The sequence below is a fragment of the Ruegeria sp. BB10 genome, from assembly GCF_056535725.1.
In genome coordinates, this window is sequence record NZ_JBQFIW010000001.1 from 3640043 (window position 1) to 3664582 (window position 24540).

At 57.7% G+C, this 24540-nt stretch carries 22 protein-coding genes; 10 read left to right on the forward strand and 12 right to left on the reverse strand.

Features of this window, described 5'->3' with window-relative positions:
* Nucleotides 1-13: 13 nt before the first annotated feature.
* From ACR3EP_RS18585 to xdhA, 8 genes are all read right to left on the reverse strand, one after another.
* The gene (locus tag ACR3EP_RS18585; protein WP_170362084.1) at nucleotides 14-1165 is read right to left on the reverse strand and encodes an aromatic ring-hydroxylating oxygenase subunit alpha; all 1152 of its coding nucleotides are present in this window, start codon (nucleotides 1163-1165) and stop codon (nucleotides 14-16) included.
* 9 nt (nucleotides 1166-1174) lie between these two features.
* A complete protein-coding gene (locus ACR3EP_RS18590; RefSeq protein ID WP_480638932.1) occupies nucleotides 1175-1438 on the reverse strand; it encodes a hypothetical protein in 264 nt (87 codons plus the stop codon).
* On the reverse strand, nucleotides 1435-2025 hold the full coding sequence (locus tag ACR3EP_RS18595; protein WP_480638933.1) for a TetR/AcrR family transcriptional regulator: 591 nt from the start codon (nucleotides 2023-2025) through the stop codon (nucleotides 1435-1437). The genes ACR3EP_RS18590 and ACR3EP_RS18595 overlap by 4 nt, the downstream gene beginning before the upstream one ends.
* Nucleotides 2026-2255: 230 nt before the next feature.
* Nucleotides 2256-3593, reverse strand: a complete 1338-nt coding sequence (guaD, locus tag ACR3EP_RS18600) for a guanine deaminase (protein WP_480638934.1) — start codon at nucleotides 3591-3593, stop codon at nucleotides 2256-2258.
* Nucleotides 3594-3657: 64 nt separating this feature from the next.
* Nucleotides 3658-5259 carry a xanthine/uracil/vitamin C permease gene (locus ACR3EP_RS18605; RefSeq protein WP_170350884.1) on the reverse strand — a complete coding sequence of 534 codons (1602 nt, stop codon included), beginning with the start codon at nucleotides 5257-5259 and terminating at the stop codon, nucleotides 3658-3660.
* 43 nt (nucleotides 5260-5302) lie between these two features.
* Nucleotides 5303-6181, reverse strand: a complete 879-nt coding sequence (gene xdhC / locus ACR3EP_RS18610) for a xanthine dehydrogenase accessory protein XdhC (protein ID WP_480638935.1) — start codon at nucleotides 6179-6181, stop codon at nucleotides 5303-5305.
* A gap of 3 nt (nucleotides 6182-6184) precedes the next feature.
* Nucleotides 6185-8503, reverse strand: a complete 2319-nt coding sequence (gene xdhB / locus ACR3EP_RS18615) for a xanthine dehydrogenase molybdopterin binding subunit (RefSeq protein WP_480638936.1) — start codon at nucleotides 8501-8503, stop codon at nucleotides 6185-6187.
* Between the two features lie 14 nt (nucleotides 8504-8517).
* Nucleotides 8518-9981, reverse strand: a complete 1464-nt coding sequence (xdhA, locus tag ACR3EP_RS18620; protein WP_480638937.1) for a xanthine dehydrogenase small subunit — start codon at nucleotides 9979-9981, stop codon at nucleotides 8518-8520.
* 156 nt (nucleotides 9982-10137) lie between these two features.
* Between xdhA and ACR3EP_RS18625 the strand changes: the two genes are divergently transcribed.
* Complete coding sequence (locus tag ACR3EP_RS18625; protein ID WP_170362090.1) at nucleotides 10138-11046, forward strand: LysR family transcriptional regulator; 909 nt, start codon at nucleotides 10138-10140, stop codon at nucleotides 11044-11046.
* A gap of 58 nt (nucleotides 11047-11104) precedes the next feature.
* Here the strand turns inward: ACR3EP_RS18625 and ACR3EP_RS18630 are convergent, their stop codons facing one another.
* Nucleotides 11105-12337 carry a urate hydroxylase PuuD gene (locus tag ACR3EP_RS18630; protein ID WP_170362091.1) on the reverse strand — a complete coding sequence of 411 codons (1233 nt, stop codon included), beginning with the start codon at nucleotides 12335-12337 and terminating at the stop codon, nucleotides 11105-11107.
* A 101-nt stretch (nucleotides 12338-12438) separates the two neighbouring features.
* On the opposite strand from ACR3EP_RS18630, the gene ACR3EP_RS18635 reads away from it, so the two are divergent.
* Complete coding sequence (locus ACR3EP_RS18635; protein ID WP_170350890.1) at nucleotides 12439-13356, forward strand: LysR family transcriptional regulator; 918 nt, start codon at nucleotides 12439-12441, stop codon at nucleotides 13354-13356.
* Between the two features lie 8 nt (nucleotides 13357-13364).
* Here ACR3EP_RS18635 and uraH read toward each other — a convergent pair whose 3' ends face one another.
* On the reverse strand, nucleotides 13365-13718 hold the full coding sequence (gene uraH, locus ACR3EP_RS18640) for a hydroxyisourate hydrolase (protein WP_170362092.1): 354 nt from the start codon (nucleotides 13716-13718) through the stop codon (nucleotides 13365-13367).
* A 147-nt stretch (nucleotides 13719-13865) separates the two neighbouring features.
* On the opposite strand from uraH, the gene puuE reads away from it, so the two are divergent.
* The 3 genes from puuE to ACR3EP_RS18655 are packed head-to-tail and all read left to right on the forward strand — an operon-like array spanning nucleotide 13866 to nucleotide 17239.
* Nucleotides 13866-15278 (forward strand): allantoinase PuuE, encoded by a 1413-nt coding sequence (puuE, locus tag ACR3EP_RS18645; RefSeq protein WP_480638938.1) that lies wholly within the window; start codon nucleotides 13866-13868, stop codon nucleotides 15276-15278.
* Entirely contained in the window at nucleotides 15275-15760 is a 486-nt protein-coding gene (locus tag ACR3EP_RS18650) for an ureidoglycolate lyase (protein ID WP_170350893.1), read from the forward strand. The genes puuE and ACR3EP_RS18650 overlap by 4 nt, the downstream gene beginning before the upstream one ends.
* Before the next feature lie 54 nt (nucleotides 15761-15814).
* Nucleotides 15815-17239, forward strand: coding sequence for a uracil-xanthine permease family protein (locus tag ACR3EP_RS18655; protein ID WP_170350894.1), 1425 nt, complete (start codon nucleotides 15815-15817; stop codon nucleotides 17237-17239).
* Between the two features lie 176 nt (nucleotides 17240-17415).
* Here the strand turns inward: ACR3EP_RS18655 and ACR3EP_RS18660 are convergent, their stop codons facing one another.
* The gene (locus tag ACR3EP_RS18660) at nucleotides 17416-18285 is read right to left on the reverse strand and encodes a bifunctional allantoicase/(S)-ureidoglycine aminohydrolase (RefSeq protein WP_480638939.1); all 870 of its coding nucleotides are present in this window, start codon (nucleotides 18283-18285) and stop codon (nucleotides 17416-17418) included.
* Between the two features lie 134 nt (nucleotides 18286-18419).
* On the opposite strand from ACR3EP_RS18660, the gene ACR3EP_RS18665 reads away from it, so the two are divergent.
* From ACR3EP_RS18665 to ACR3EP_RS18685, 5 genes are all read left to right on the forward strand, one after another.
* Nucleotides 18420-18632, forward strand: a complete 213-nt coding sequence (locus tag ACR3EP_RS18665; protein ID WP_480638940.1) for a hypothetical protein — start codon at nucleotides 18420-18422, stop codon at nucleotides 18630-18632.
* Between the two features lie 201 nt (nucleotides 18633-18833).
* Nucleotides 18834-19784 (forward strand): ABC transporter substrate-binding protein, encoded by a 951-nt coding sequence (locus ACR3EP_RS18670; RefSeq protein WP_170350897.1) that lies wholly within the window; start codon nucleotides 18834-18836, stop codon nucleotides 19782-19784.
* Between the two features lie 77 nt (nucleotides 19785-19861).
* Nucleotides 19862-20899, forward strand: a complete 1038-nt coding sequence (locus ACR3EP_RS18675; RefSeq protein WP_170350898.1) for a quaternary amine ABC transporter ATP-binding protein — start codon at nucleotides 19862-19864, stop codon at nucleotides 20897-20899.
* On the forward strand, nucleotides 20892-22481 hold the full coding sequence (locus tag ACR3EP_RS18680) for an ABC transporter permease (protein ID WP_170362101.1): 1590 nt from the start codon (nucleotides 20892-20894) through the stop codon (nucleotides 22479-22481). The genes ACR3EP_RS18675 and ACR3EP_RS18680 overlap by 8 nt, the downstream gene beginning before the upstream one ends.
* 54 nt (nucleotides 22482-22535) lie before the next feature.
* Nucleotides 22536-23516, forward strand: a complete 981-nt coding sequence (locus ACR3EP_RS18685) for an arginase family protein (RefSeq protein WP_480638941.1) — start codon at nucleotides 22536-22538, stop codon at nucleotides 23514-23516.
* Here ACR3EP_RS18685 and ACR3EP_RS18690 read toward each other — a convergent pair.
* The gene (locus tag ACR3EP_RS18690) at nucleotides 23513-24484 is read right to left on the reverse strand and encodes an agmatinase (protein ID WP_170413463.1); all 972 of its coding nucleotides are present in this window, start codon (nucleotides 24482-24484) and stop codon (nucleotides 23513-23515) included. The genes ACR3EP_RS18685 and ACR3EP_RS18690 overlap by 4 nt on opposite strands.
* Nucleotides 24485-24540 lie beyond the last annotated feature (56 nt).

A 24540-nucleotide genomic window follows, 5' to 3' on the forward strand; every position in this document is an offset into this window, starting at 1 on the left:
ATCTCCGGGGCATTCAGCTGTCTTGCATGAAATCCAGCACCGCTTTCTGGTGCTGCGTGATCGGGCTTTCGCCAATCCCAGCGGGGCCGATTTCCAGATACGGACTTTTCAGCGATTTCTGCTGCTGTTCGCAGGCATAGATATCTTCGGTCGTGAAATCGCCCGATGCCATCGGATCATCTGCGCCTGCTGCATCGTCGCCTTGATATTTCGGGCCGCCAAAATCCCTCCAAAAGCCGGCGCTTTTCCACTGTTGCTTCTGGAACTCCCAGTTCGAAGCGTTGGCAACCTTTGTGCGGTTTTCGATCCGTGTCAGATCGGGGGCCAACGGTGTGATGATGAACAGATTCCAGCTTTCTTCGCTGGCCCCGATACCAATGCCGGGAAACAGCATAGGAACCCACGCACCGGTATGAGGTTCAGCGATCACACGCGGCATAGGAAGTTTGGCTTCGTGGTCCTTCGCGTAGGCCTCGGACGGGGGTTCCCAAAAGTGGTAATGCGGCCCCTTCCATCCGTATTCCGCCTTGGCATGGTCATACATATGCAGCGTATTCGAATGCAGATGGCTCAAGTGGTAGACATCGATGTAATTCTCGACAACGATCTTCCAGTTGGCTTTGATTTCATAGGTGTTGCGCCCGTCGGTATACTCGACCAGTTCCTCGGGCTTGTGCGGGCCCAACAGGGGATCGACCTCTCCGAACCATTCAGCAAGGGTGGGGGCGTCAGGGTCCGGATGCACGAACAGCATCCCGCGCCAGACATCCACGCTGGCCGGTTTGAGGCCAAGACAGGATTTGTCGACGCCGCCGGGAAATTCAGAGGCCTCATCCGGGACCGAGATCAGGTTGCCCTCAAGATCATAGGTCCAGTCGTGATAAGGGCAGGTCAGCGCTTTTTGTGTCTTGCCGACCGCGCGGATCAACTGGGTACCCCGATGCCGGCAGATGTTGTGAAAGGCGCGCAGCCGGTGATCGCGCCCCATGACGATGAACAGATTGTTCAGCCCGGCCTGAACCGACAGGTAATGGCCCGGTCCTTCGATATCTTCGACCAGCCCGGCAAAACGCCAAGTGCGCGAGAAGATCTGGCGCTGTTCGCGGTCGAACCAGTCCTGCGAGGTGTAAGCTTCAACCGGTAGATGGTGATACATTTTGGTCATCAGAGTACCTCAGGCAAGAAGATGGGCATATTGGGGAAACAGGCTGGCGGCGATCATCATCAGACCCAGCACAGCCCAGAGGCCGACGATGGCCCAGTACAGAATCGGGTCATCGTCGCGGTTAATTTCGAACACCAGAAAGGCTTGTCCGTTCATGATGGTTGGGACGATCCACCAGACAAAGAGCAGCCCCCAAACCCAGTAGAGACCAAACACAGTGGCTACCAGCAGGATGGGCAGGGCAATGTAGTTCACCGTTCGCGTCGGGGTCATACTTTAGCCTCCAGTGTCGATGCCAGTAGAGAGGCGGCCAGTTTCAATTCGGCGCGCCATGCTTCGGGCGGGTCCAGCGGGGACAGGGCGTCCATACTGACAAAGATTGCCGAAATGCCCTGTGTTGCTGCGCGTATGCTTGCGTCTGGTGCCATTGGTGCCGCGCGCCGCAGGATTGCTTCGACCACGTCGAAGAAATCCGTGAGGCTGTCCATCAGACCTTGGCGCAGATCGGGGCGATCGGGCACTGTGGTGACCAGTGCCTGATAGGCCAGCATCAGCCGTGGATCGGTTCCGCTATCTTCGGAAAACAAGGTGTCCACCAGGTCCGAAGGTGTCGCCGTGTCTGGCAAAGCCCGACGCAAACCGTCCAATGACGCGGTAAATCCGGCAATCACGTATTCGGCCAGCGCGGTTATCATTTCGTCCTTGTTTCCAAGGTAATGGCGTAAGAGCGGTCGCTTGACGCCGGCTTCATCGGCGATCCGCGCCTGGGTCGCGCCTTCCAGCCCGAACCGCGCCACGCAGGTTAGATAGGCGTCGAGTATTTCGTGCGATCTTTGGTCTTTTAGCGAAGGTCTGGGCATCAGGATCTCGTTTATTGTCACGAATGACAAATAAGCGAGAAAAATACTTTGTCAACCATGACAATTTATTTTTCGAACTGAGAGCGGTGAAAACGTGATCCCGGTTAGTAATGATGAAAAGCGGAAAGGATCGTTAGTTGCGCCGGGCCGCATCGGGCTGCACCGGCAGTTCGTTGAAATGCTTGGCCGTTAACCGGTCACGGAACGGCCAAACACAGGTCAGTTATCATTTACGCGGGATCGAACGCAAAGTTGGTTTCGGAGGATTGGCCGGTCACAGACTTGCTGGGCGTACCTGATACATAGACCTCTTCAACAGCGCGATCGTCTCCCATCATCTGCAGGACGAACAATTCTTCTGCAAGACTGCCAACGCGATCCATACGCAGGGCCATGGCGGGGGTGCTGCGGGCGTTCAGAACAACGACATCCGCCTCGGTTCCGGGGTCGAGGTTTCCGATTTTGTCTTCCAGACCCAGAACGCAGGCATTACCGCGCGTAGCCCAGTGGAAGGCCTGCAGGGGATGCAGAGCCAGCCCTTGCAATTGCAGAATCTTGTACCCTTCGTTCAAGGTTTGCAGCATCGAGTAGCTGGTGCCAGCACCGACATCCGTTGCGATCCCGTTCGAGATACCGCGCGCGCTCAGCCCGCCATGATCAAAGAGGCCGCTGCCCAGGAACAGGTTCGAGGTCGGGCAAAACACGGGATGTGCACCGGTTTCTGCAAGCGCGTCGATCTCGCGTGCCTCCAGATGGATCGAGTGCCCCAACAGAGTCTTTTGCCCCAGCAGACCAAAGGATTGGTAGACATCCAGATAATCGCGCGCCTGCGGATAAAGCTGCTTGGTAAAGGCAATCTCATCTTTGTTTTCCGACAGATGCGTCTGGATGTGACAATCCGGATGCTCCTGCGCCAAGGACTGCGTCATGGCCATCTGTTCCGGCGTCGATGTGATCGCGAACCGAGGTGTGATGACATAGCCGTTGCGGCCCCTGCCATGCCAGTCCGCAATCAGCGCCTTGGTGTCGTCGTACCCGGTTTGCGGCGTGTCCTGCAGACCTTCTGGCGCATTGCGGTCCATCAGGATCTTACCACCAAGCATGCGCATGTTTCGTCTGGTTGCTTCTGTAAAGAACGCATCTGCCGAGGTTTTGTGGACCGAGCAATAGGCCACGGCGGTCGTGGTGCCGTGGGTGACGAGTTGATCGTAGAATGCTCGCGCCATGTTCGCGCTGTGTGCATCCGAGGCAAAACGGGTTTCTTCCGGGAAGGTGTAATTGTTGAGCCAGTCCAAAAGCTGTGCGCCCCATGAGGCGATCACCTGCACTTGGGGGAAGTGAATATGCGTGTCGATAAAACCGGCCATCATCAGGTGCGGGCGGTGGTCTGTCACAGGCACATCCCCGGCTTTCGCGCTGATCTCGGCGAAGGGTCCGGTATCCTGAATGATTCCGTCCTGGATCAGCAGGGCGCCGTCCTCAAGATAGGTATACGCGCCGGAATCTTCGCCGCTTAGGGGTTCGCGATGAAAGGTCAGCAGACGACCGCGAAGCAATCTCTGTGTCATGAAAGGTCTCGTTTGTAGGATAGGGAAAGAGTAGGGGGCAGCCCTGCGACTGCCCCGCTATGGATTAGGCCTGTTGTGCAGGTGAGTCGTCGTCGATCAGATCAGGCTCATCCGGTACGATTACACGATGCTCAAGATCCTCTTTGGGTGCGAACATCGGATAGACGTAGAGGAACGCGCCGATGATCAAGTAACCAATGGTGATCCCGTCGAACTGAGGCACCTGCAACGTGTAGGAATGGATGATCCCAACAGAGGACATCAGCCCACCAGCGACAGCAAACGCGCCCGCCATCCGGAACCGGCCGTCGATTACGTCGGCCACAATGGCACCCCAGACCAGACCAGTGATGATCGCGCCTTGGCTCAGGGCAAGGTGTCCTTCGTAATGGGCACCTTCCATCAGTAGTGCTGCGGTCAGGCCTTCGTCACCCAGCGAGGGCAGTCCCTCGACACCGGTGCTGCGCAGAGCGTTCATCAGAGACCCCCACTTGACCATCAGGAAGGCCGAGATGTGAGGCAGGATCGCAAAGGATACGGCAGCCATGTGCATCGGCTTTACAGCCCAGGCCGTGTTGGTGATCAGGCTGACCGAAACAAAGACCAGGACCGGAGCCGCGGCGGCAATCGGGATCAGGCCCGCAAGGAAGGACAAGAAGCCCAGGAAAGCGGCGGCAGCGATCACAACAGCCACACCAACGATGTAACCGGCATGAGCATCAAGCCGCTTGTAGGCAGGGTGCCCGATGTAAACGGTTGTCGGGAAGGGCGAACCAAAAAGCGCACCCAACATTGTGCCTGCGCCGTCCGTTACTTGGCACAGTCCAACCGGGTAGTGGTCGCCTGCAGCCTCGGCAGATTCCACGTTGTTCATGGTTTCGATGAAGTTGTAGATTTGTACCGGGATCAGCACCAGGAACAGCTCGGGGTTGGCGAACAGGTATTGCACACCGGCGATGAGGTCACCGAAATAGGGGACCGGCGGGTAAAAGCCGATGCCGCTGACGTCGATTTTGGATTCACCAAGGATGATAGCAATCACCGTACCGGCAGCAATTGCGACCAGACCGGCCGGAACATTGCCCGGCAGGCGAAAACGCCCGATCAGACCCCACAGGATAAACAGCAGCGACGTGAAGCCGATGATGGGGTTTTCGAACACCTCGGCCAACGGAACGGAACCGATAAAGACCAGCGCAATACCGCACAGCGTGCCCAGCATCCCGGCGCGCGGCGTGATCCGCTTCAGATAAGGCCCGACAATGGCACCCAAGGCCGCAACGATGCCGCCCATGAACCCGGCGCCAATGCCCACTTGCCATGCCAGCATGGGATCATTGGTCGCCCAGTAGATGGGTCCGATCACACCGAACAAGTAGACGAACATAACCGGAGTCGAGATGCCGTAGGGCAAGGCGGTGACGTCTTCACCCCGTTTGTTTGCGGCCCATTTGGCGAGGTACGTATAAACGGCAACACCGGCCAAAATCGCGACGGCGGCACCGGGAACAATGCGGCCAAACACGATTTCGGCGGGCATCTGAAACACGAACTGGCAGACCCCGGAAAGGATCAGCAGATTCACGAGGTTGTCAGTAAACAGCGCCCAGAAAGCGCTGAAGTCGCTGCGGGTAAACAGCTTGTATTCGTAGGTCCTCCCGTCCATGACGGTCTCCTCCTCTGATGTGACCGGAATGGCCCGACAGATGTCAGGCCGATCTCCCTTTCCGGTCGTGATGGTGGCCCCGCAGGGGCGCCTGGTTTGCCCCGGTCGGGGCGGTCGCGGCAGTTTCAGAGGTCAATTCAGCCATCACCTCGGCCACCACGAAGGTGGCGATGACGCTGGGCCGCTTGTCGCGGCTACCGCTTGCCCCGATAGGGCATTTCAAGTGTTCGATAGACTGTCCGTCACAGTGTTTGTGCGCCCAGTTCCTAAGTTTCACTCGCTTGGTGGCGGATCCGATCATCCCCACATAAGCGGCGTCCTGACGTTCCAGTGCGGCGGATGTCAGCAGGAAATCAAGCCCGTGATCGTGAGTCAGAACGATAAAGGCGCTGCCTGCAGGCGCACCCCAGATATCCGTCTCGGGGATCGCGCTGACGCGGGTTTCGACATTGGCTGTGCAAAGCTCGACCTCTTCGGGTCGAGTGTCGACGAGGATGCAGCGCACCGGCAGATGCTGAAACTGATTGGCCAAAGCGCGCCCCACGTGACCTGCGCCCATGACATAGACGTGTGGCAAAGCCTCGTCGCGCGGGGTCGCGCGTTCTGTGGCGGCCCATTTGTCGGACGCACGCATGCGGGTCAGTTTCATCTCGACCCGCCCACCGCAGCACTGGCCGATTTCCGGGCCAAGCGGCACATCCAGATCCTGATGCAACACCCCGTCGCGCAGCATGTCGCGGGCGGCGTTGATGGCCATGAACTCCAATTGGCCACCACCGATGGTTCCCCACAGTGCCCCGGGTGCCACGAACATCTCGGTCCCTTCGTTGCGCGGCGACGACCCGCGCACGCGTGTCAGCGCAATGCAGATCACACTGTGCTGCGTGGACAGGAATTCGCTAAGGGAACCGGGGGCAGTCATGGCTCAGGGCCCCGCTTGCAGCCGCGCAACTGCCATCAGCACACGTTCCGGAGTGGCTGGCGCGTCAAGGCGCGGGCATTCGCGGTAATCAGCGACAGAGGCCACGGCCATTGACAGCGCCTCGAACACCGAAATGCCCAGCATGAACGGCGGTTCTCCGACAGCTTTGGAGCGTTTGATGGTCAGCTCGCGGTTTTCCGACCAGTCGGCGAGGTTCACATTGAAGATGCGCGGACGGTCGGACGCGAGCGGAATTTTGTAGGTCGACGGCGCATGGGTGCGCAGACGGCCCGCGTCGTCCCACCAAAGCTCTTCGGTGGTCAGCCACCCCATGCCCTGTATAAACGCGCCTTCGACCTGGCCCTTGTCCAGCACAGGGTTCAACGAGCGTCCAACGTCGTGCAAAAGATCAGTACGCTCTACCCGATACTCACCAGTCAGGGTGTCAATTGTCACTTCCGAACAGGACGCGCCATAGGAGTAATAGTAGAACGGGCGGCCTTGTCCTTTGGCCCGATCCCAGTGGATTTTCGGCGTCTTGTAGAACCCGGCCGCCGAAAGTTGCACACGTGCTAGATAGGCCTGTTTGATGAACGTGTCGAAAGGCAGAACTTCGTCGCCGATATGCACCTGATTGGCGTGGAAGGCCACGTTCTCGGGTGTAACATCCCAGTTCTCAGCGGCGAATTTCACCAGACGCGCTTTGATCTGCTCGACCGCGTTCAACGCAGCCATGCCGTTCAGATCAGTCCCGCTCGAGGCAGCCGTGGCTGAGGTGTTGGGAACCTTCTCGGTGGTCGTTTTGGTGATCTTGATCCGGCTGAAATCGACCTGAAAGGCTTCGGCCACGACCTGCGCGACCTTGGTGTTCAGGCCTTGCCCCATTTCGGTGCCACCGTGGTTTAGGTGGATCGAACCGTCATTGTAGACATGCACCAGTGCGCCAGCCTGATTGTACCAAGTCGCTGTAAAGGAAATGCCGAATTTGACTGGTGTCAGCGCGATGCCTTTTTTCAGGATTGGCGACGTCTTGTTGAATTCGATGATCTCCTGACGGCGCTTGCGATATTCCGATGTCTCTTCCAGCTCTCCGATTAACCGGTCGAGAATGCTGTCTTCGACCTCTTGGTGGTAGGGGGTGATGTTGCGGTCCGTGGTGCCGTAGAAGTTGGCCTTGCGTACATCCAGCGGGTCCTGTCCGGTGGCATAGGCAATCTCTTCGATCATCCGCTCTGCCGCGATCACGCCTTGGGGGCCGCCAAACCCACGGAATGCGGTATTCGAAACCGTGTTGGTTTTCATCGGATGGCTGTTCAGGCGCACGTTCGGATAGAAATAGGCGTTGTCCGCGTGGAATAGCGCCCGGTCGGTCACGGGCCCCGAAAGGTCTGCTGAAAACCCGCAGCGCGCGGCAAAGCTGCCTTCGACAGCCTGAATGCGGCCATCATCGTCAAAGGCGACGTCATAATCGATCACAAAGTCATGGCGTTTGCCGGTCGCCGTCATGTCCTGATCCCGGTCGGGGCGGATTTTCACGGCGCGGTTCCACTTTTTGGCAGCCATGGCAGCAACCGCGCAGAACAGGTTCATCTGGCTTTCCTTGCCGCCAAAGCCACCGCCCATACGGCGCACGTTGACCACAACGGCGTTGGACGGCACGCCCAGGACATGCGCCACCATATGCTGCGCCTCGGACGGGTGTTGGGTTGAGCAATGCACGACCACATCGTCGTCTTCGCCCGGAATGGCAAAGGCGATGTGACCCTCGAGGTACATGTGATCCTGGCCGCCAACGCTCATGCGGCCCTTGATCCGGTTGGGGGCGGTAGCCTGCGCCGGGGCGACATCTCCGCGCTCCAGCTTGAGCGGTGCCGTGACATGCGGGTAACCGGCCTCCTGCGCGGCAATCGGGTCCAGCGCATGGGGCAGAGTTTCGTGGTTGATTTTTGCCAGTTCTGCGGCCCGGCGCGCGATGTCGCGGGTTTCGGCAACAACGGCAAACAAAGGCTGCCCATGAAACTGAATGGCATCGGTCGGGAAAACCGGTTCATCGTTCAGATGTGTCGGGCTGATATCATTGGCCCCCGGCACATCATCCGCGGTCAACACTCCGACAACGCCAGGCGTGGCCAGAACGTCGGTGAAGTCGATGCCCAATAGCTTGGCGTGCGCTACGTCCGAGACGCCGAGATACGCGTGCAGCGTGCCTTCGGGCTGGGCAATATCGTCGGTGTAATCGGCCCGTCCAGTGACATGCTTGATCGCGCTGTCATGTTTGACATTGGTGTGGGCCGCCCCGGTGATGGAAACGTTATCTTTCATTTATTGTCTCCTTATCAGGCGCAAGCCAGTTGAACGGGGGCGTCGGTTTGGGCGTCGTTTTCAAGGTAGAAGCGGCGCAGCAGGTTTTGGGCGGATAGCATTCTGTAGTCAGACGATGCGCGCCAATCGGTGAGAGGGCTGAAATCTTCAGCCAGCGCCTCGGCGGCGGCCTCAAAGCTTTTCCGCGACCAGGATTGACCGTTCAGCGCCGCCTCGGCAGCAGCGGCTCGCTTGGGCGTGGCAGCCATACCGCCGAATGCGATGCGCGCATTGCTGATGGTGCCGTCCGTGACCGTCATGTGAATGCCAGCAGCGACCGAGGAGATGTCCTCGTCTCGACGTTTGGAAATCTTGTAGGCTGCATTCAGATCATCGGGTCCGGGCAGGGGCACATGGATGCTTACGACGAACTCATCGGGTTGGCGGTCTTGCTTTCCGTAGTCGATGAAGAATTCAGCGAGAGGCAGCGTCCGGCTTTCAGAACCGCGCCGCAGCGTGATTTCCGCTCCAAGCGCGATAAGAACCGGCGGCGTATCCCCGATGGGCGAGCCATTGGCGATATTTCCGCCGACGGTTCCCATATTCCGCACCTGCCACCCTGCGATGCGATCCCAGTAGGAGGACAGGTGTGGCAGGTGTTCAGACAGAAGTTCCTGGCAATCGGTGTAGCTGGCGCCAGCACCGATCAGGAGGAGGGAACCCTGTCTTTCGACTGTTTTCAGGTCTTCGAGATGACCGGTGAAGATGGCAGGCCCGATGTTACGCAGGAATTTGGTGACCCAAAGACCCACATCCGTGGCACCGGCCACGATCGTGGCCTTGGGATAGGTCTGCAGGCAATCGGCAAGGTCATCAACGCTGGAGGGGATAATGCTCAGGTTGTCTTCCGGCCCGGATACAACGCGCCGATCGTCCTTGAGCGCGGCCAGACGTGCGGTCATGGTTTCACGTTCGGTATTCAGGTGGTCCGATGCCGGGGTGCCATAGCGGCTGACGGCAACGGCGGCACGGATGATTGGCTCATACCCGGTGCAGCGACACAGGTTGCCCTGCAGCGCGGTTTCAACCTGCGCTTTAGTCGGCTCGGGCGTTTGCATCCACAGTGCATACAGCGCCATGACGAAGCCCGGCGTGCAGAACCCGCACTGGCTGCCGTGGTGATCAATCATCGCCTGTTGTACCGGGTGCAGACGACCGTCCGGGCCGGACAGGTGTTCAACCGTCACGACATGGCAGCCATTGACCGAGGCAAGAAACCGGATGCAGGCATTCACGGGAACATAGGCCAGACCTTCACCGCCAAGCCGTCCAACAAGAACGGTGCACGCGCCACAGTCGCCCTCGGCGCAGCCTTCTTTTGTGCCTGTCAGCCGACGCTCCAACCGCAGGAAATCCAGAAGCGTCTGGTCTGCGGATACGTTTGGAACGGACACATCCTTGCCATTCAGGACAAATTGGATGTCGGTGCGATGCGTCATGGTATTCTCCCTATGCCCCTGCCTTTCAGGTGGGTGATCGGGGGGACCATAGGCGCAACGATTGAGTCTTAAAATCGCCGGAAACGGCAAATACTTTCAACGGATCGTTGAAAAAGAAAACGCCATGGCGCAGTCTTTCCGCAAGGAGAGGATCGAATGTCGTACATCGAAAGCCTGCGTGTTTTTGTCAGAGTGATGGAGCTGGGCAGCATTACATCCGGCGGGCGCGACCTGCGGTTAACCCCGGCGGTGGCCAGCAAACGATTGAAAGAGCTTGAGAACCATTTGGGCGTGCGGCTGTTCAACAGAACCACCCGGTCGATGACCCCAACAGAAGTTGGATCGGTTTTCTACGATGAGGCCAAAGCCGTTCTGCTGGCGATCGATCACGCCGAAGCGCGCGTTGCCAGCTTTTCCGATGCCCCGCGAGGTGCCATTCGCATCACCGCGCCGCTGGGTGTCGGGCGTAGAATCGTCGCGCCTCTGGTGCCGGAATTCTCAGAACTCTACCCCGAAACAGAGATTCGCATGCGTCTTTCGGACCGCAAGGTGGACATGATGGCCGACGGTTTGGACATCGCGTTCTTTATCGGTGAGCCCGGCGATTCCACCATGAAACTGCGAAAGTTTGCGGATTGCGATCGCGTGCTGTGCGCGTCTCCGGAATATCTGTCGAACTTTGGCGTGCCCAATACGCCGGATGACCTTCTGCATACGCCCCATAACTGCCTTTTGCTGCGGTATCCTAGATCGCCCGAATACTTCTGGACCCTCAACACCGACATGGGACCGCGAAAGCTGGAAGTTCACGGTAAATACGATGCGGACGATGGGGACGTGCTGACGGACTGGGCGCTGGCGGGCAAAGGGATCGTTAACAAACCACGCTTTGACGTGCGGGAATATCTTGAGGACGGTCGACTGGTCGAGGTCCTACCGAAGACACCCCCAGTGCCGACGATTTTCGGGTGCCTTTATCCGCATAAAAAGCTTCAGGACCCCAAGGTGCGCCTTTTCGTCGAACATATCGCTCAGCACAGCAAACGCTTTTTCGCGCCGGGCTGAAAAACAAAAAACTGGGTATGAAAACCCAGTTTGCCTGTCACCAATTTCTCTGTTGGTGCTATTGATCTCTGACTTCGTTGATCCACGCAACAATGGTCTGGCGTGCTTCTTCATCCATCTGAACCGCCGATGGTGGCGGCATCGCGTGGCTGATCCCAGCCTGCAGATAAATCTGGTCGGCCTGCCGGGCCACGTCACCGGGTGTTTCAAGGTAAACCTTCTTGGGTGCCCATTTCATGGTGCCGTAGACCGGCTCGCGCGCATGACACATGGAGCAATTGCCCAGCACCGTGTCATACGCGGCCTCAAAACCGGCGGCTGACGCATATTTCTGTTCATATGGCGTCAGCTCGCGGGCTTCGGCGTCTTCCCATGTTTCTGTTGGCCTGACCGAAGACAGCCAAGCGATTATGACCATGAGAATGACCGTGACAGCCCAGGTCCAGTGCGGGCCTTCCCCGGTCGAGTGCATGGTGTTGAAGTAATGCCGGATGGTCACGCCTGTCAGGAAGATCAGGCTGGCAATGATCCACGAATACTCGGTTCCGAAAGCCAGAGGGTAGTGGTTCGACAACATCAGGAACACGACCGGCAAGGTCAGATAGTTGTTGTGCGTCGAACGCACCTTGGCGATCTTGCCGTATTTCGCGTCGGGCGTCCGACCGGCCTTGAGGTCTTCGACCACGATCCGCTGGTTCGGCATGATCTGAAAAAACACGTTGGCCGTCATGATCGTTGCCGTGAACGCACCAAGGTGCAAGAGCGCAGCGCGGCCAGTGAAGATCTGGTTATAACCCCAAGACATGATCACCAGGATCACGAATAGCAACAGCATCAACACGGTCGGGTGGTCGCTGAGCTTGGATTTGCACATCTGATCGTACAGCAACCATCCGATAGTCAGTGAACCGCCAGAGATCAGGATGCCTTGCCACAGCGCCAAATCCACCTTGGTTGGATCAAGCAGGAACAGCTCACCGCCGACCCAGTAGATGATCATCAGAAGGGCCGCTCCAGATAGCCAGGTCGTATAGCTCTGCCATTTGTGCCAGGTCAGATGTTCGGGCATCCGGGCAGGCGCCACAAGGTACTTGACGGTGTGATAGAACCCGCCGCCATGTACTTCCCATTCCTCGCCATAAGCCCCGTCCGGTAGGGCAGGGTTTGGCTTAAGCATGAGGTCCAGCGCGATAAAATAGAATGACGCGCCAATCCACGCCATCGCGGTGATCACATGCAGCCAGCGGACAGAAAAGGCGATCCACTCCCACATTACGGCCAAGTCGTACATGGCATTGCTCCTAAAGTTCAAAGTTCCTGTGCACTCTATGCGATAGAGGTTTGTTCTGGTATTGCTGCGAAAGACCAAGCAGTATCAAAAAATGCAAAAAAATGTCCTACTTCGATAACATCCGCACTTTTGTCCGTGTCTATGAATTGGGCAGCATGTCTGCCGCGGGCCGCGATTTGCGGGTTTCACCGGCTGTAACCTCGGCTAGGATTTCCCAGCTTGAAGAACATCTTGGTGTACGTCTGTTTCAACGTACAACGCGCAGCCTGACGCCGACAGAACAGGGAAAATCGTTTTATCGGGGGGCGACGGAAATTCTTGAAGCCGTCCAGAACGCCGAAGCGCAAATCGTCAATATCACCGAGAACCTCAAGGGATCGCTGTATATCGCCGCCCCCTTGGGGGTTGGTCGGCGTCTGATAGCACCGCAGGTGCCAAAATTTCTGGCTGAATACCCTGAGGTGAATGTTCGGCTCAGATTGACTGACCGAAATGTGGATATCACGACCGAAGGCCTGGATTTGGCTTTCTTCCTTGGTCAGCCCGAAGACAGCAATTTGCGCATTCGAAAGATTGCTGACGTGGAACGGGTTCTGTGTGCTTCCCCGAAATACATCAAGAAACATGGGATGCCAGAAAGTGGCGACGATATTGTCGCCAACGGGCATGAATGCCTCAGCCTGCGGTTTCCCGGTGCCACTGAATTCCAGTGGCTTTTGAGAACCGAAACCGGACCAAAGCGATTCCGTGTTTCAGGGCGGTACGAGTCAGACGATGGCGACGTGTTGACGGATTGGGCCTTGGCCGGGCACGGCATCGCGTTGAAGCCGGTATTTGAGATTTCAAAGTACCTCAACGCCGGTACTTTGGTTCCGGTCGCGGTTAAAACACCACCGGAACCGATTCAAATGGCGTGTTTGTTTACCCACCGTCGTATGCAGGACCCCAAGACACGCCTGTTCATGGAGTTCATAATCGAGCGTATTGGTTCAACGATTGCTGAGACAAACACGCCCTAAAAGGCGGCTCAGCTGCCGCGATAGGTTGAGTACCCGAAGGGCGAAAGAAGCAGCGGCACATGGTAATGCGACTGTTCGGACATCCCGAAGCGGATTGGGATTACGTTCAGAAAACGTGGATCCTCGGGCGGAGTGCCAGATGCGTCCAAGTATTCCCCGGCGTAGAAAATCAATTCGTACTCGCCCAATGAAAACTCGGCTTCGGGCAGGATTTGTTCATCCGTGCGGCCGTCGTCATTGGTGACCAGGGTTTTCAGCAATGTACGGCCAGTCCCCTCAATTCGAAAAAGTTCGATTTTCAGACCCTCGGCAGGGCACCCCCGCGCCGTGTCCAGAACATGTGTAGTTAGGTAACCTGACATTTGCGCCTCTCTATAAAACTTGGAAATTACTAATCCGAATACTCCCCAAGAGGCAAAGGCTGACTGGCCGAAACTCTTTGTTGTATTTTTTGAAAAACATCGTCGATTATCTGGGGTATTCATCATTTCAAGAAGAAGGAAATTGATGTGACGCGTTATCCACGAGATATGACCGGCTATGGCGGGCAAGTGCCCAAAGCCAACTGGCCCAATGATGCCAAGATCGCGATTCAGATTGTGCTGAACTATGAAGAGGGTGGTGAAAACAACATCTTACATGGTGATGCCGCGTCCGAAGCGTTTTTGTCCGAGGTCACCGGTGCCGCCCCTTGGCCCGGCCAAAGACACTGGAACATGGAGACGATCTATGAATACGGCAGCCGTGCCGGATTCTGGCGCGTTCACCAGCTTTTGCAGGACACTCCTATAACCGTTTATGGCGTTGCCACCGCGTTGGCCCGTGCGCCGGCGCAGCTTGCAGCGATGAAACACGCAGGGTGGGAGATCGCCAGCCATGGCCTGAAGTGGATCGAACACAAAGACATGAGCCCAGACGAAGAACGCGCGCAAATCCGCGAAGCGATCCGTCTGCATACCGAGGTCACGGGCCAGCCGCCGCGCGGTTGGTACACGGGCCGCTGTTCGATGAATACAGTCGATCTGGCCGCCGAGGAAGGCGACTTTGCCTATATCGCAGACAGCTATGCCGACGATTTGCCCTATTGGACAAAGGCCGGTGGCAAAGATCAGTTGATCATGCCCTATACGCTGGACTGCAACGACATGCGCTTTGCGATTCAGGCGGGGTTCACCACTGGCGACCAGTTCGAAAGTTATCTGAAAGACAGCTTCGACATGCTGTATGCCGAAGGCGAAGCCGGTGCGCCCAAAATGCTCTCAATTGGTCTGCATTGTCGGTTGATTGGCCGGCCGGGCCGCGCCATGGCGCTGAAACGCGCGTTGGAGCATTTCATGAAACATGACGGTGTCTGGTTCGCGACGCGCGAACAGATTGCCGATCACTGGGCAAAGGAACACCCCCCGATGCAACGCCTCACCCCGTCCGAAATGGACCAGCCCACCTTTGTTGCCGAATTCGGCGGCATATTCGAACACAGCCCGTGGATTGCCGAAGGCGCGTATGATCTGGAGCTTGGGCCGACCCATGACAATGCTGCCGGAGTTCACAACGCGCTGGCGCGGGTGTTCCGTACGGCCTCTGCCGAAAAACGTCTGGGTGTTCTGACTGCCCACCCGGATCTGGCGGGCAAGCTTGCCGCGGCAGGTCGTCTGACCAAGGAAAGCACGGCTGAACAGGCCGGGGCCGGTCTGGATATGCTGACGGACGAAGAACGCGCGAATTTCACAGCGCTGAACGAGGCATACACAACCAAGTTCGGCTTTCCCTTCATCATCGCGGTCAAGGACAACACGAAAGCCAGCATTCTAGACGCCTTCAACCGCCGTATCGACAGCGACCGCGACACCGAATTTGCCGAAGCCTGCCGCCAGGTCGAACGGATCGCGGAACTGCGCCTGATCGAGAAGTTCGCGGGATGACGACTGTCCTGAATCTTCTGCCCCTGACGTCCGAGGCCTTTGCGCCATTCGGCGATGTCATCGAAGTGGCTGGTGATGTGGACAAATACATCAATCAGGGCAAGTGCGCGCGGTATCATGACCGCGCCGCGCTGGATTTCCGTGACGGGCGCGCCGGGATCAGCGTGTTTCAGTCCGAGGCGTTCAGCCTGCCGATCAAACTGGACATGGTCGAACGTCACCCGGATGGAAGTCAGGCCTTTCTGCCCTTGTCGGACAAACCCTTTGTTGTGGTCGTGGCGCCCGACGAAGATGGAGTCCCCGGACAGCCTATCGCATTCAAAACAGCACCGGGGCAGGGCGTGAATTATCACCGCAACACGTGGCATGGGGTTCTGACCCCGCTCCACGCGCCCGGGCTTTTTGCAGTGGTCGACCGAATTGGAACCGGGCCCAACCTTCAGGAGCATTGGTTCGAGGAGCCCTTCACAATCACAGAATGAGAAACCTAGCCGGAAGAGGAGCCGGTTAACGTCTCTCAAGGGAGGAAAGACAAAATGTCAGATGCAACCATCGGAACGCCGGAGCAGCTCCGCGATCCGAATTACTCACCACCACTTATCAAAGCGGTCCCACTGGGCATTCAGCACGTGCTGGCGATGTTCGTCTCGAACGTTACGCCAGCCATTATCGTTTGCGGCGCGGCCGGATTTGGGTTCGGCTCGAACAGTCCTGATTTTCCGCAGATGATCTACATGATCCAGATGTCGATGTTCTTTGCGGGCGTCGCCACGTTGTTCCAGTCCATTGGTGTGGGTCCTGTCGGAGCCCGTTTGCCCATCGTGCAGGGAACATCGTTCGCCTTCATCCCGATCATGATCCCGCTGGTGGTTGGAAAGGGCGTTGATGCCATTGCTGTCCTGATGGGCGGCGTTGTTGTTGGTGGTCTGTTCCATGCGTTCTTGGGGCTGTTCATCGGACGTCTTCGATTTGCGCTGCCGCCACTGGTGACAGGTCTTGTGGTGACCATGATTGGTTTGGCGCTTGTGAAGGTCGGCGTTCAATACGCCGCTGGCGGTGTGCCCGCCATCGGTACCGAAGAATACGGCTCGGGCCTGAACTGGTTCATGGCAAGCACCGTGATCGTGGTCACGCTTGGTCTGAAGTTCTTTGCGCGGGGTATGTTGTCTGTGTCGGCGGTGCTGATCGGCCTGTTGGTCGGGTACGCGGTGGCATTTGCACTTGGTCAGGTGAATCTGGGCAATGTTGGCAACGCGGCTTCCTTCGCACTGCCGAACCCGCTGCATTTCGGCATTGAATTTTCGGTCGCTGCGATCATTGGCTTCTGCGCGATGTCCTTTGTATCAGCGGTCGAAACGGTGGGCGACGTGTCCGGTATCACCAAGGGCGGCGCTGGACGAGAAGCGACCGACAAGGAAATTCAGGGCGCGACCTATGCCGATGGTGTCGGCACCGCAATCTCGGGCCTTTTTGGCGCGTTGCCGAATACATCGTTCAGCCAGAACGTCGGTCTGATTGCCATGACCGGTGTCATGAGCCGCATGGTTGTCACCATCGGTGCGCTTTTCTTGATCATTTGTGGTCTGATCCCGAAAATAGGTGCGATTATCTCATCCATCCCGATCGAAGTGCTTGGCGGTGGCGTAATCGTTATGTTCGGCATGGTGGTCGCGGCGGGTGTCTCGATGTTGTCGGACGTGAACTGGAACCGTCGCAACATGGTGATCTTTGCGATTGCGCTGAGCCTTGGCCTTGGATTGCAGCTTGAGCCCGGTGCTTTGCAGTATCTGCCCGGCACATTAAAGGTTCTGGCCACCTCGGGTATCCTTCCCGCCGCCGTCATCGCGATTGTTTTGAACCTGGTTCTGCCCGAGGAACTTTCGGACGAGGCAACCGAAGAGGTTTCAGGTGGTATGGCGGGTCACGGTCAGGGGTCGATTGGACATGACGATCACGTCTAATGATGCCTGAATTGGCATTCCACGTGACACAGTAAAAAAAGCGGCGTGCCGAGGTGCGCCGCTTTTGTTTGTTCCTAAATCCTACTGTCAGGATCAGATTTGAGGATCCAGACGCCGAACAACCAAGCCGCCCCGAAATCGAGGCGGCCCATCGTATGTTCCTGGCTATATAGTTGCTATTTAGCCGCCGTACTGAGGCGCTTTTGCTGAGGGTAGGCAACCGATCCCGGTCTCAGTGCCATGTGTCGATTTACATCCTTGTAAAGAAGATACCGGAACTTGCCCGGACCACCTGCGTAACAGGCCTGGGGGCAAAACGCGCGCAACCACATGTAATCGCCGGCCTCAACCTCGACCCAGTCATTGTTCAACCGGTAAACAGCTTTTCCTTCGAGGACATAGAGCCCGTGCTCCATTACATGCGTCTCGAGGAATGGGATGACTGCACCCGGCTCAAACGTGACAATCGTGACATGCATGTCGTGACGCAGGTCACTTGGGTCGACAAACCGTGTTGTGGCCCATTTGCCGTCTGTGCCGGGCATGGTTGTCGGCTCAATATCGTTTTCGTTGAGGATCAGAACATCGGGCTTATCCAGCCCTTCGACCGCCTCATAGGCTTTTCTGATCCAGTGGAACCGCAGCGTTTCTTCAGCGTGGTTGTGCAGCGTCCATTCACTTGCACAAGGCAAATAGGCATAGCCACCAGGGGTCAATTCGTAGGTTTCGCCTTCGGCGTTCAACGTCGCTGTTCCTTCGACAACGAACAAAACGCCTTCGGCCTCGGGGTCGACCTCAGGCCGGTCAGAACCCCCGCCCGGCTGCACCTCCATTATGTATTGCGAGAATGTTTCGGCAAAGCCGCTCAGCGGGCGCGAGATTACCCACAAGCGCGTGTCGTCCCAAAACGGCAAGAAGCTGGTCACGATGTCCCGCATTGTGCCTTTGGGAATGACGGCATAAGCGTCCGTAAAAACAGCGCGGTCAGTCAACAGTTGGTCCTGCGCGGGATGGCCCCCGTGCGGCGCGAAATACTTGGCGTTCATGTATGCTCCTGAAGAATAACCATTTGCTCTAAAATATGCGCCGGTGACATCCATCGACCACCCACAAAGAGGCGACAGCTCTATTCGAAAAGATTTGAAAGTGCCCGTTGATGCACTGCCAGGACCAAGCAGTATTGCTGAGCGACCCTGAAGGGTTGGCTATTCTGGCGGCCATGACAATTGATCTTCCGGTTGGGGTAGGTCCAACCCGCAACCGTTTCGTGGATATCGTTACGGTGGTTTTCTTCCGAAACAAAATCGACAAAGCTATGCCAGACGCCTTCATGCGAAAAATTCAGGCGTCACAGCCATTCGATTTGCAAAAAAGCGAAACTAACCTACGATAATGTCGTATTAAGGAAATTGTCGCGCGAAGCTCTTGATGGGCGGCGTGCTGGCATGTTTGAATTTTCGGGCAATCCCGGAGTAGCAAGTTGTTTACCTAAGAAGACAGGTAATTCGGCTTTCCGGCATTTGTTCGAAAGGTGCGTCTCGGTCAGACCGGGGACAACAACAAGCACTAAAGACGACCAACATGGAGATATCAGATGAAAAAATTTGCAACGCTACTGGGAGGCGCATCAATGGCGATCGCCGGGCCTGCTATGGCCGCGGACATCGTGATCGGTGTGCCGAACTGGCCATCGGTGAATGCGACAGCGCATATCCTGAAGGTAGCGATTGAACAGAACCTCGGGCTTGAGGTCGAACTGCAGAACGGTACCAACCCAATCGTTTTCGAGGCGATGGATTCCGGTGCGATGCATGTTCACCCCGAAGTTTGGATGCCGAACCAGCAGAATCTGCACGACACCTATGTGACCGACAAAGGCACCGTTGCGTTCAACCCCAATGGTGTTGAAGCGTTCCAGGGCATGTGTGTCGACAAGGCGACAGCGGATGCCAACGACATCCGTTCGATCGACGATCTGACCAACCCCGACATTGCCGCGCTGTTCGACAGCAATGGTGACGGCCAGGGTGAAGTATGGATCGGTGCGCCGGGTTGGGCCTCGACCAATGTCGAAAAAATCCGGGCCAAGTCCTACGGCTACGATCAGGTTATGGAGCTGACCGAGATTGACGAGACCGTCGCCTATGCGAACCTCGACAATGCGATCAAGGCAGGCGACCCATGGGTCGGGTTCTGCTACACGCCGCACTACGTGTTTGCCCTGCACGATATGCAGATTCTGGAAGAGCCGGCCTATGACGCGTCCAAGTGGAATGTGCTTCAGCCCACCGACGATCCGGATTGGCTTGAAAAGTCCGAGGCCGGTGTAGCCTGGGATCTGGCCTATCTGCACCTGCACTATGCAAAGGCGCTTGAGGATGAATATCCCGAGGTTGCCCAATTGCTGGCCAACATGAAGCTGGATACCGATTCGGTTTCCGCCATGACCTATGCGCTGGTGATCGAAGGCAAAGAGCCTGCTGCCTATGCGGAAGAGTGGGTGGCAGCCAACGAAGATGCCGTTTTGGACTGGATGTCACAGTGAGTGACGCCAATCAGGGCTGAAACTCGGACAGGCCGCCGGAGTTGACCGGCGGCCTGTTCTGCATCGAAGGGACAAAAATGACAGAAACAGTCGTAAAACTGACGGATGTCTGGAAGATCTTTGGCGCACGGGCCGAAGAAGCCATGACCGCAGTGCGGAACGAGGGCATAGGAAAGCCCGAAGTTCTGGAAAGATTTAATTGTGTCGTGGGTGTGCAGGGTGCCACCTTCGAAGTGCCTCGGGGAGAGATTTTCTGCATCATGGGCCTGTCGGGCTCGGGCAAGTCGACGCTGGTGCGGCACGTGAACCGCCTGATCGAGCCGACCGCAGGAAAGATCGAAATTCTGGGGCACGACGTGTCCAAGATTTCCGAAAATGAACTGCGGCGCATTCGGGCACAACAGATCGGGATGGTGTTCCAACATATGGCGCTGATGCCGCACCGTTCGGTGCGCGATAACGTGGCCTATCCGCTGGAAATTCGAAAGGTTTCCAAATCGAAACGCTGGGCGGTTTCCGATCACGCGCTGGGTCTGGTGGACCTGACTGGATATGAGGATCGCCTGCCCAAAGAACTGTCGGGCGGTATGCAGCAGCGGGTGGGGATTGCCCGCGCGTTGGCTTCGGACCCGGAAATTCTGCTGATGGACGAACCGTTTTCGGCCCTTGACCCGCTGATCCGCTTGCAATTGCAGGATCAGTTCAAGGCGTTGGTGGCGCAGTTGCAGAAGACGACATTGTTTATCACTCACGATCTGGATGAGGCCATTCGCATCGGTCACCGGATTGCGATCATGAAAGACGGCGTGATCGTTCAGATCGGCACGCCGGAAGACATCGTCATGAACCCGGCGGACGACTATGTGCGCGAGTTTGTGCAGGGCATCTCCAAGCTCAAACTGGTCAAGGCGCATTCGATCATGGAACCCATGGAAAGCTATTCCGGCCCGACCGAGGGCGCGCCACGTGCAGACGAAGGGGCGGATCTGGATCAGTTGATCGACCTGGCCGTCAATACGGATATGCCAGTGATCATCACTGACGCGGGTGCCGATGTGGGCGTTGTGACCAAACCACGCCTGCTGCGCGGAATTCAGGGGGGCAAAAATGACTGATGCAACCACAGAGGTCAAAGTAACGGCCGCCTCAGATATCGAGGTCGACCGCGAGGCGCTGGACCAGTCCATTCACGATTTCGTCGGGCCGAGCGGTGATTACTATGTCAACGCGTTCCACAAAATCCATGATGCGACCAGCCCGGTTCCGAACACGTTCAACCTTTGGGCAGCGGTACTTGGGCCTTTCTGGTCGGCGTCGCGCGCAATCTGGGGCATGTTCTGGACCTTCCTGATCCTGGAAATCATCGCGTGGGTTCAGATCGGACGTGGGGCCTGGGGCAATCCCGGGGCCGACCTGGCCGAGCGGGCCGAGCGCCAGCAGGCCCGCGCGAACGAGCTGCTGGAACGGGCTGGGGAAGCCACGGAAAAGGCCGACATAGACCGATTCACCAAACTGGCTGAAAACATCCAAAAGGCCGCCGATTCCAGTTTTGAAAAGGCTGCTGCTGCACAGTCCGAGGCCGTGGGTATTATGGTCACTGGCCTGCTGATGTTGCTGGTGTTCAAACTGGTGCAGGGGTTTTACGCGGATCGCGTCTATGAAAAGCAGTATTCCAAATGGCGGACGGATCCGGCCAGTACGGAAAGCGGCCGTTCCACGCGCAACACAGTGATGGGTGCCATTCTGGTGGCTGCGATTGCGCCATTGATCGTCTATAAGTTCACGGTGAACGCTTCGTTGCCCTTGTTGGATGCCTTCCCCGAGGAACAGGTGTCCGAGATCATTTTGGGCCCGGGCGAGGGAACGCTGTTTTCTAACCTGGCCAGTTGGATGGAGGCGAGGATTGACGCCGCTGCCGCTGCTGGGGGAGACGTCTTTGACGGGATTGTCGCCGGTGTCCGTTCGGTTCTGGATGCGTTGACGGTGGCGTTGATCGGGTCGCCGTGGCCGGTTGTGATGCTGGTCATCTGCGTGACCGCATGGCGTGCGGCGGGTCCGCGCGTGGCGATCTTCACCGCGTCTTCGCTGGCCTATATCGCCTTGCTGGGCTACTGGGATGTGGCGATGGAGACAGTGGCCCTGGTTGGGGCTGCGGTTCTGCTGTGTGTTGTGTTCGGCATCCCGCTGGGCATCTGGTTTGGCAAGTCCAAACGCGCCTATCGCGCAGCGGAACCTGTGCTGGACTTGATGCAGACGCTTCCGGCCTTCGTCTATCTGATCCCAATCATTGCCTTCTTTGGCACGGGTAACCCACCGGGCATTCTGGCCACGATCATCTTTGGCATGCCACCGGTGATCCGTCTGACTGCGCTGGGTATGCGCGGGGTTCCGGAAAGCATCAAGGAAGCGGCCGTCGCCTTTGGCGCGTCCAAATGGCAGTTGCTGAAAGATGTGGAAATCCCGCTGGCCTTGCCGTCCATCATGACCGGGGTGAACCAGACCATCCTGATGTGTCTGTCGATGGTGGTGATCATCTCGCTGATCGGCGGTGGTGGTTTGGGCAAGGAAATCCTTGAGGCGCTGCAATACGCCGCCAAGGGTCCGGGCCTGCTGGGCGGCTTTGCAATCCTGTTCCTGGCCATGGTCATGGACCGGATCGTGCAAGGGGCCTTCCGGCGAGAAGACGAGAAACTCTGAACATACTCGCCCCCGGTTTCCGCCGGGGGCGTTTTTCTTTTACCGGGGACAACAATGACAGACCGTTATGAACAATCCATGATGGAAAACCTTTACTGGTGGGGGGTGCCCACCCTGTTCCGCTGCCCGAATGTCGGGCCTGAAGGGCAGGATATCGCGCTGGCTGGCGTGCCCCATTCCACCGGCAATGGCACGACCGAGCGGGATCAGCATCTCGGTCCGCGCGCCTTGCGCCATGTCTCGGCCGTGCAGCGCCGTGTTCATTCGCTGTTTGGGATCGATCCCTGGAACACTGCGCGGATTGCCGATGTGGGCGACGTGCCGTTCCCCAGGGCCAATGACAACGAGGACTGCATCGAGCGCATCACGCAGTTTTACAAAGATATCGATGCAGCTGGTGCGCGGCCTGTTTCGGTGGGTGGCGATCACTCCATTACGGGCGGGATCGTGCAGGCGCTGGGCCGGGGCAAGCTGGCGGGCGGTGAGCCGATTAGCTTTCTGCATCTGGACGCCCACACGGATGTGTTCACCAAGGTCGATCATTTTCTGGGCGCCAAGAAATCGGCAGCGCATTGGGGGGCTTATCTGGCCGATCAGGGACAGGTCGACCCGACACGATCCATGCAGATCGGTCTTCGTGGCCATCCGCGCAGTCTGGACTGGCTGCAGCCTTCATACGACTATGGCTATAACATCGTCACCATGCGCGAATTCCGCCAGCGCGGGCTTGCAGATGTGGTGGCGCAGACTAAAGAGGTTCTGGGTAATCGCCCGGTCTATATCACCTTCGATCTAGATTGCCTCGACCCGACAGTTGCGCCTGCGGTGTCCAATCTGGAACCCGGTGAGAAGGGCTTCGACATAGACGAAGCCGTCGGCATTCTGCACGCCGCGCGCGGGTTGAACATTGTGGGCGGAGACGTCGTCTGCATGATGCCCACCAAGGACAGCCCCAACAACATCACCGCCCTGACAGCAGCAGCGGTGATGTTCGAGATGATCTCGATGATCGCTGAGAACGTCAGTGGGGCCTAAGGTCGCCGCGCATCCACTGCCTGCGCCAGCACGCAGAGCAGTTCGAACATCAGAGAAATACCAAGCCAGGCTGTGCCGCCCTCGGGATCGAAGGGCGGCGCGACCTCGACCAGATCGGCCCCGACCAGATTGACGCCAGCCATCTTGCGAATGACCTGCTGCGCCTGAAAACTGTTCGGTCCGCCGATTTCGGGCGTGCCGGTGCCGGGCGCATAGGTCGGGTCGACGAAGTCGATGTCATAGGTGCAATAGGTCGGTGCCGTTCCGACAATACTGCGCACTTCGGTCATGACGTCGTCGATGCCGCGATCGAACAGTTCCTCGATGCGGATGATGCGGATGCCCTGCGCCTCGCCCCATTCGATGTCTTCCGTGTTATATGCGGTACCGCGAATGCCGACCTGAACAAAACGTTTTGGGTCGACCAGTCCTTCTTCGACAGCGCGGCGGAACGGGGTGCCGTGGGTGAACTTATGACCACCGAAATAGGTGTCGAACAGGTCGGTATGGCTGTCAAACTGGATCAGGCCAAGCGGGCCGGATTTGGCCATCGCGCGCAGGACGGGCAGGGTGGTCAGGTGATCCCCTCCAGCGGTCAGGGGGGTGATGCCGCGATCCTGCAAGTCCGAGTAGAACGCGGTCACCCGCTCCAGCGTATCCCCGATATCCACCGGGTTCGGCGCGACGTCGCCGAGATCGGCGCAATTGACCATTGAGAATGGCGCGACCCCGGTCACCGGGTTCATCGCGCGGATCATTGTCGAGAAATCCCGCAGCTGACGCGGACCATGCCGCGCGCCTGGGCGGTTGGTGGTGCCGCCATCCCAAGGAATGCCAACAAGACCCAGTTCAACCTCGGCAATGCGGTCGTGATCCAGTGTCATGCTGGGCAGGCGCATGAAGGTGGGAATGCCGGCGAACCGGGCAAGCTCCATCGCCGAGACCGGCTGAAAAAACGAATTGGTCATGAGGTCCCCATTCTCTGTCGGTTGCGGGTGAGCCTAGCGGCAGAATTGTCGATTGA

Excerpts from the sequence above, each read along its gene's own strand:
- ACR3EP_RS18605 (WP_170350884.1), bottom strand. The coding sequence starts at position 5,259 with ATGGACGGGAGGACCTACGAATACAAGCTGTTTACCCGCAGCGACTTC.
- ACR3EP_RS18675 (WP_170350898.1), top strand. The coding sequence starts at position 19,862 with ATGACAGAAACAGTCGTAAAACTGACGGATGTCTGGAAGATCTTTGGC.
- ACR3EP_RS18670 (WP_170350897.1), top strand. The coding sequence starts at position 18,834 with ATGAAAAAATTTGCAACGCTACTGGGAGGCGCATCAATGGCGATCGCC.
- ACR3EP_RS18635 (WP_170350890.1), top strand. The coding sequence starts at position 12,439 with ATGTCCTACTTCGATAACATCCGCACTTTTGTCCGTGTCTATGAATTG.
- ACR3EP_RS18595 (WP_480638933.1), bottom strand. The coding sequence starts at position 2,025 with ATGCCCAGACCTTCGCTAAAAGACCAAAGATCGCACGAAATACTCGAC.
- ACR3EP_RS18585 (WP_170362084.1), bottom strand. The coding sequence starts at position 1,165 with ATGACCAAAATGTATCACCATCTACCGGTTGAAGCTTACACCTCGCAG.
- xdhB (WP_480638936.1), bottom strand. The coding sequence starts at position 8,503 with ATGAAAGATAACGTTTCCATCACCGGGGCGGCCCACACCAATGTCAAA.
- ACR3EP_RS18660 (WP_480638939.1), bottom strand. The coding sequence starts at position 18,285 with ATGAACGCCAAGTATTTCGCGCCGCACGGGGGCCATCCCGCGCAGGAC.
- xdhA (WP_480638937.1), bottom strand. The coding sequence starts at position 9,981 with ATGACGCATCGCACCGACATCCAATTTGTCCTGAATGGCAAGGATGTG.
- ACR3EP_RS18690 (WP_170413463.1), bottom strand. The coding sequence starts at position 24,484 with ATGACCAATTCGTTTTTTCAGCCGGTCTCGGCGATGGAGCTTGCCCGG.
- ACR3EP_RS18630 (WP_170362091.1), bottom strand. The coding sequence starts at position 12,337 with ATGTACGACTTGGCCGTAATGTGGGAGTGGATCGCCTTTTCTGTCCGC.
- ACR3EP_RS18685 (WP_480638941.1), top strand. The coding sequence starts at position 22,536 with ATGACAGACCGTTATGAACAATCCATGATGGAAAACCTTTACTGGTGG.
- guaD (WP_480638934.1), bottom strand. The coding sequence starts at position 3,593 with ATGACACAGAGATTGCTTCGCGGTCGTCTGCTGACCTTTCATCGCGAA.
- ACR3EP_RS18590 (WP_480638932.1), bottom strand. The coding sequence starts at position 1,438 with ATGACCCCGACGCGAACGGTGAACTACATTGCCCTGCCCATCCTGCTG.
- ACR3EP_RS18625 (WP_170362090.1), top strand. The coding sequence starts at position 10,138 with ATGTCGTACATCGAAAGCCTGCGTGTTTTTGTCAGAGTGATGGAGCTG.
- ACR3EP_RS18650 (WP_170350893.1), top strand. The coding sequence starts at position 15,275 with ATGACGACTGTCCTGAATCTTCTGCCCCTGACGTCCGAGGCCTTTGCG.
- uraH (WP_170362092.1), bottom strand. The coding sequence starts at position 13,718 with ATGTCAGGTTACCTAACTACACATGTTCTGGACACGGCGCGGGGGTGC.
- ACR3EP_RS18655 (WP_170350894.1), top strand. The coding sequence starts at position 15,815 with ATGTCAGATGCAACCATCGGAACGCCGGAGCAGCTCCGCGATCCGAAT.
- xdhC (WP_480638935.1), bottom strand. The coding sequence starts at position 6,181 with ATGACTGCCCCCGGTTCCCTTAGCGAATTCCTGTCCACGCAGCACAGT.
- ACR3EP_RS18680 (WP_170362101.1), top strand. The coding sequence starts at position 20,892 with ATGACTGATGCAACCACAGAGGTCAAAGTAACGGCCGCCTCAGATATC.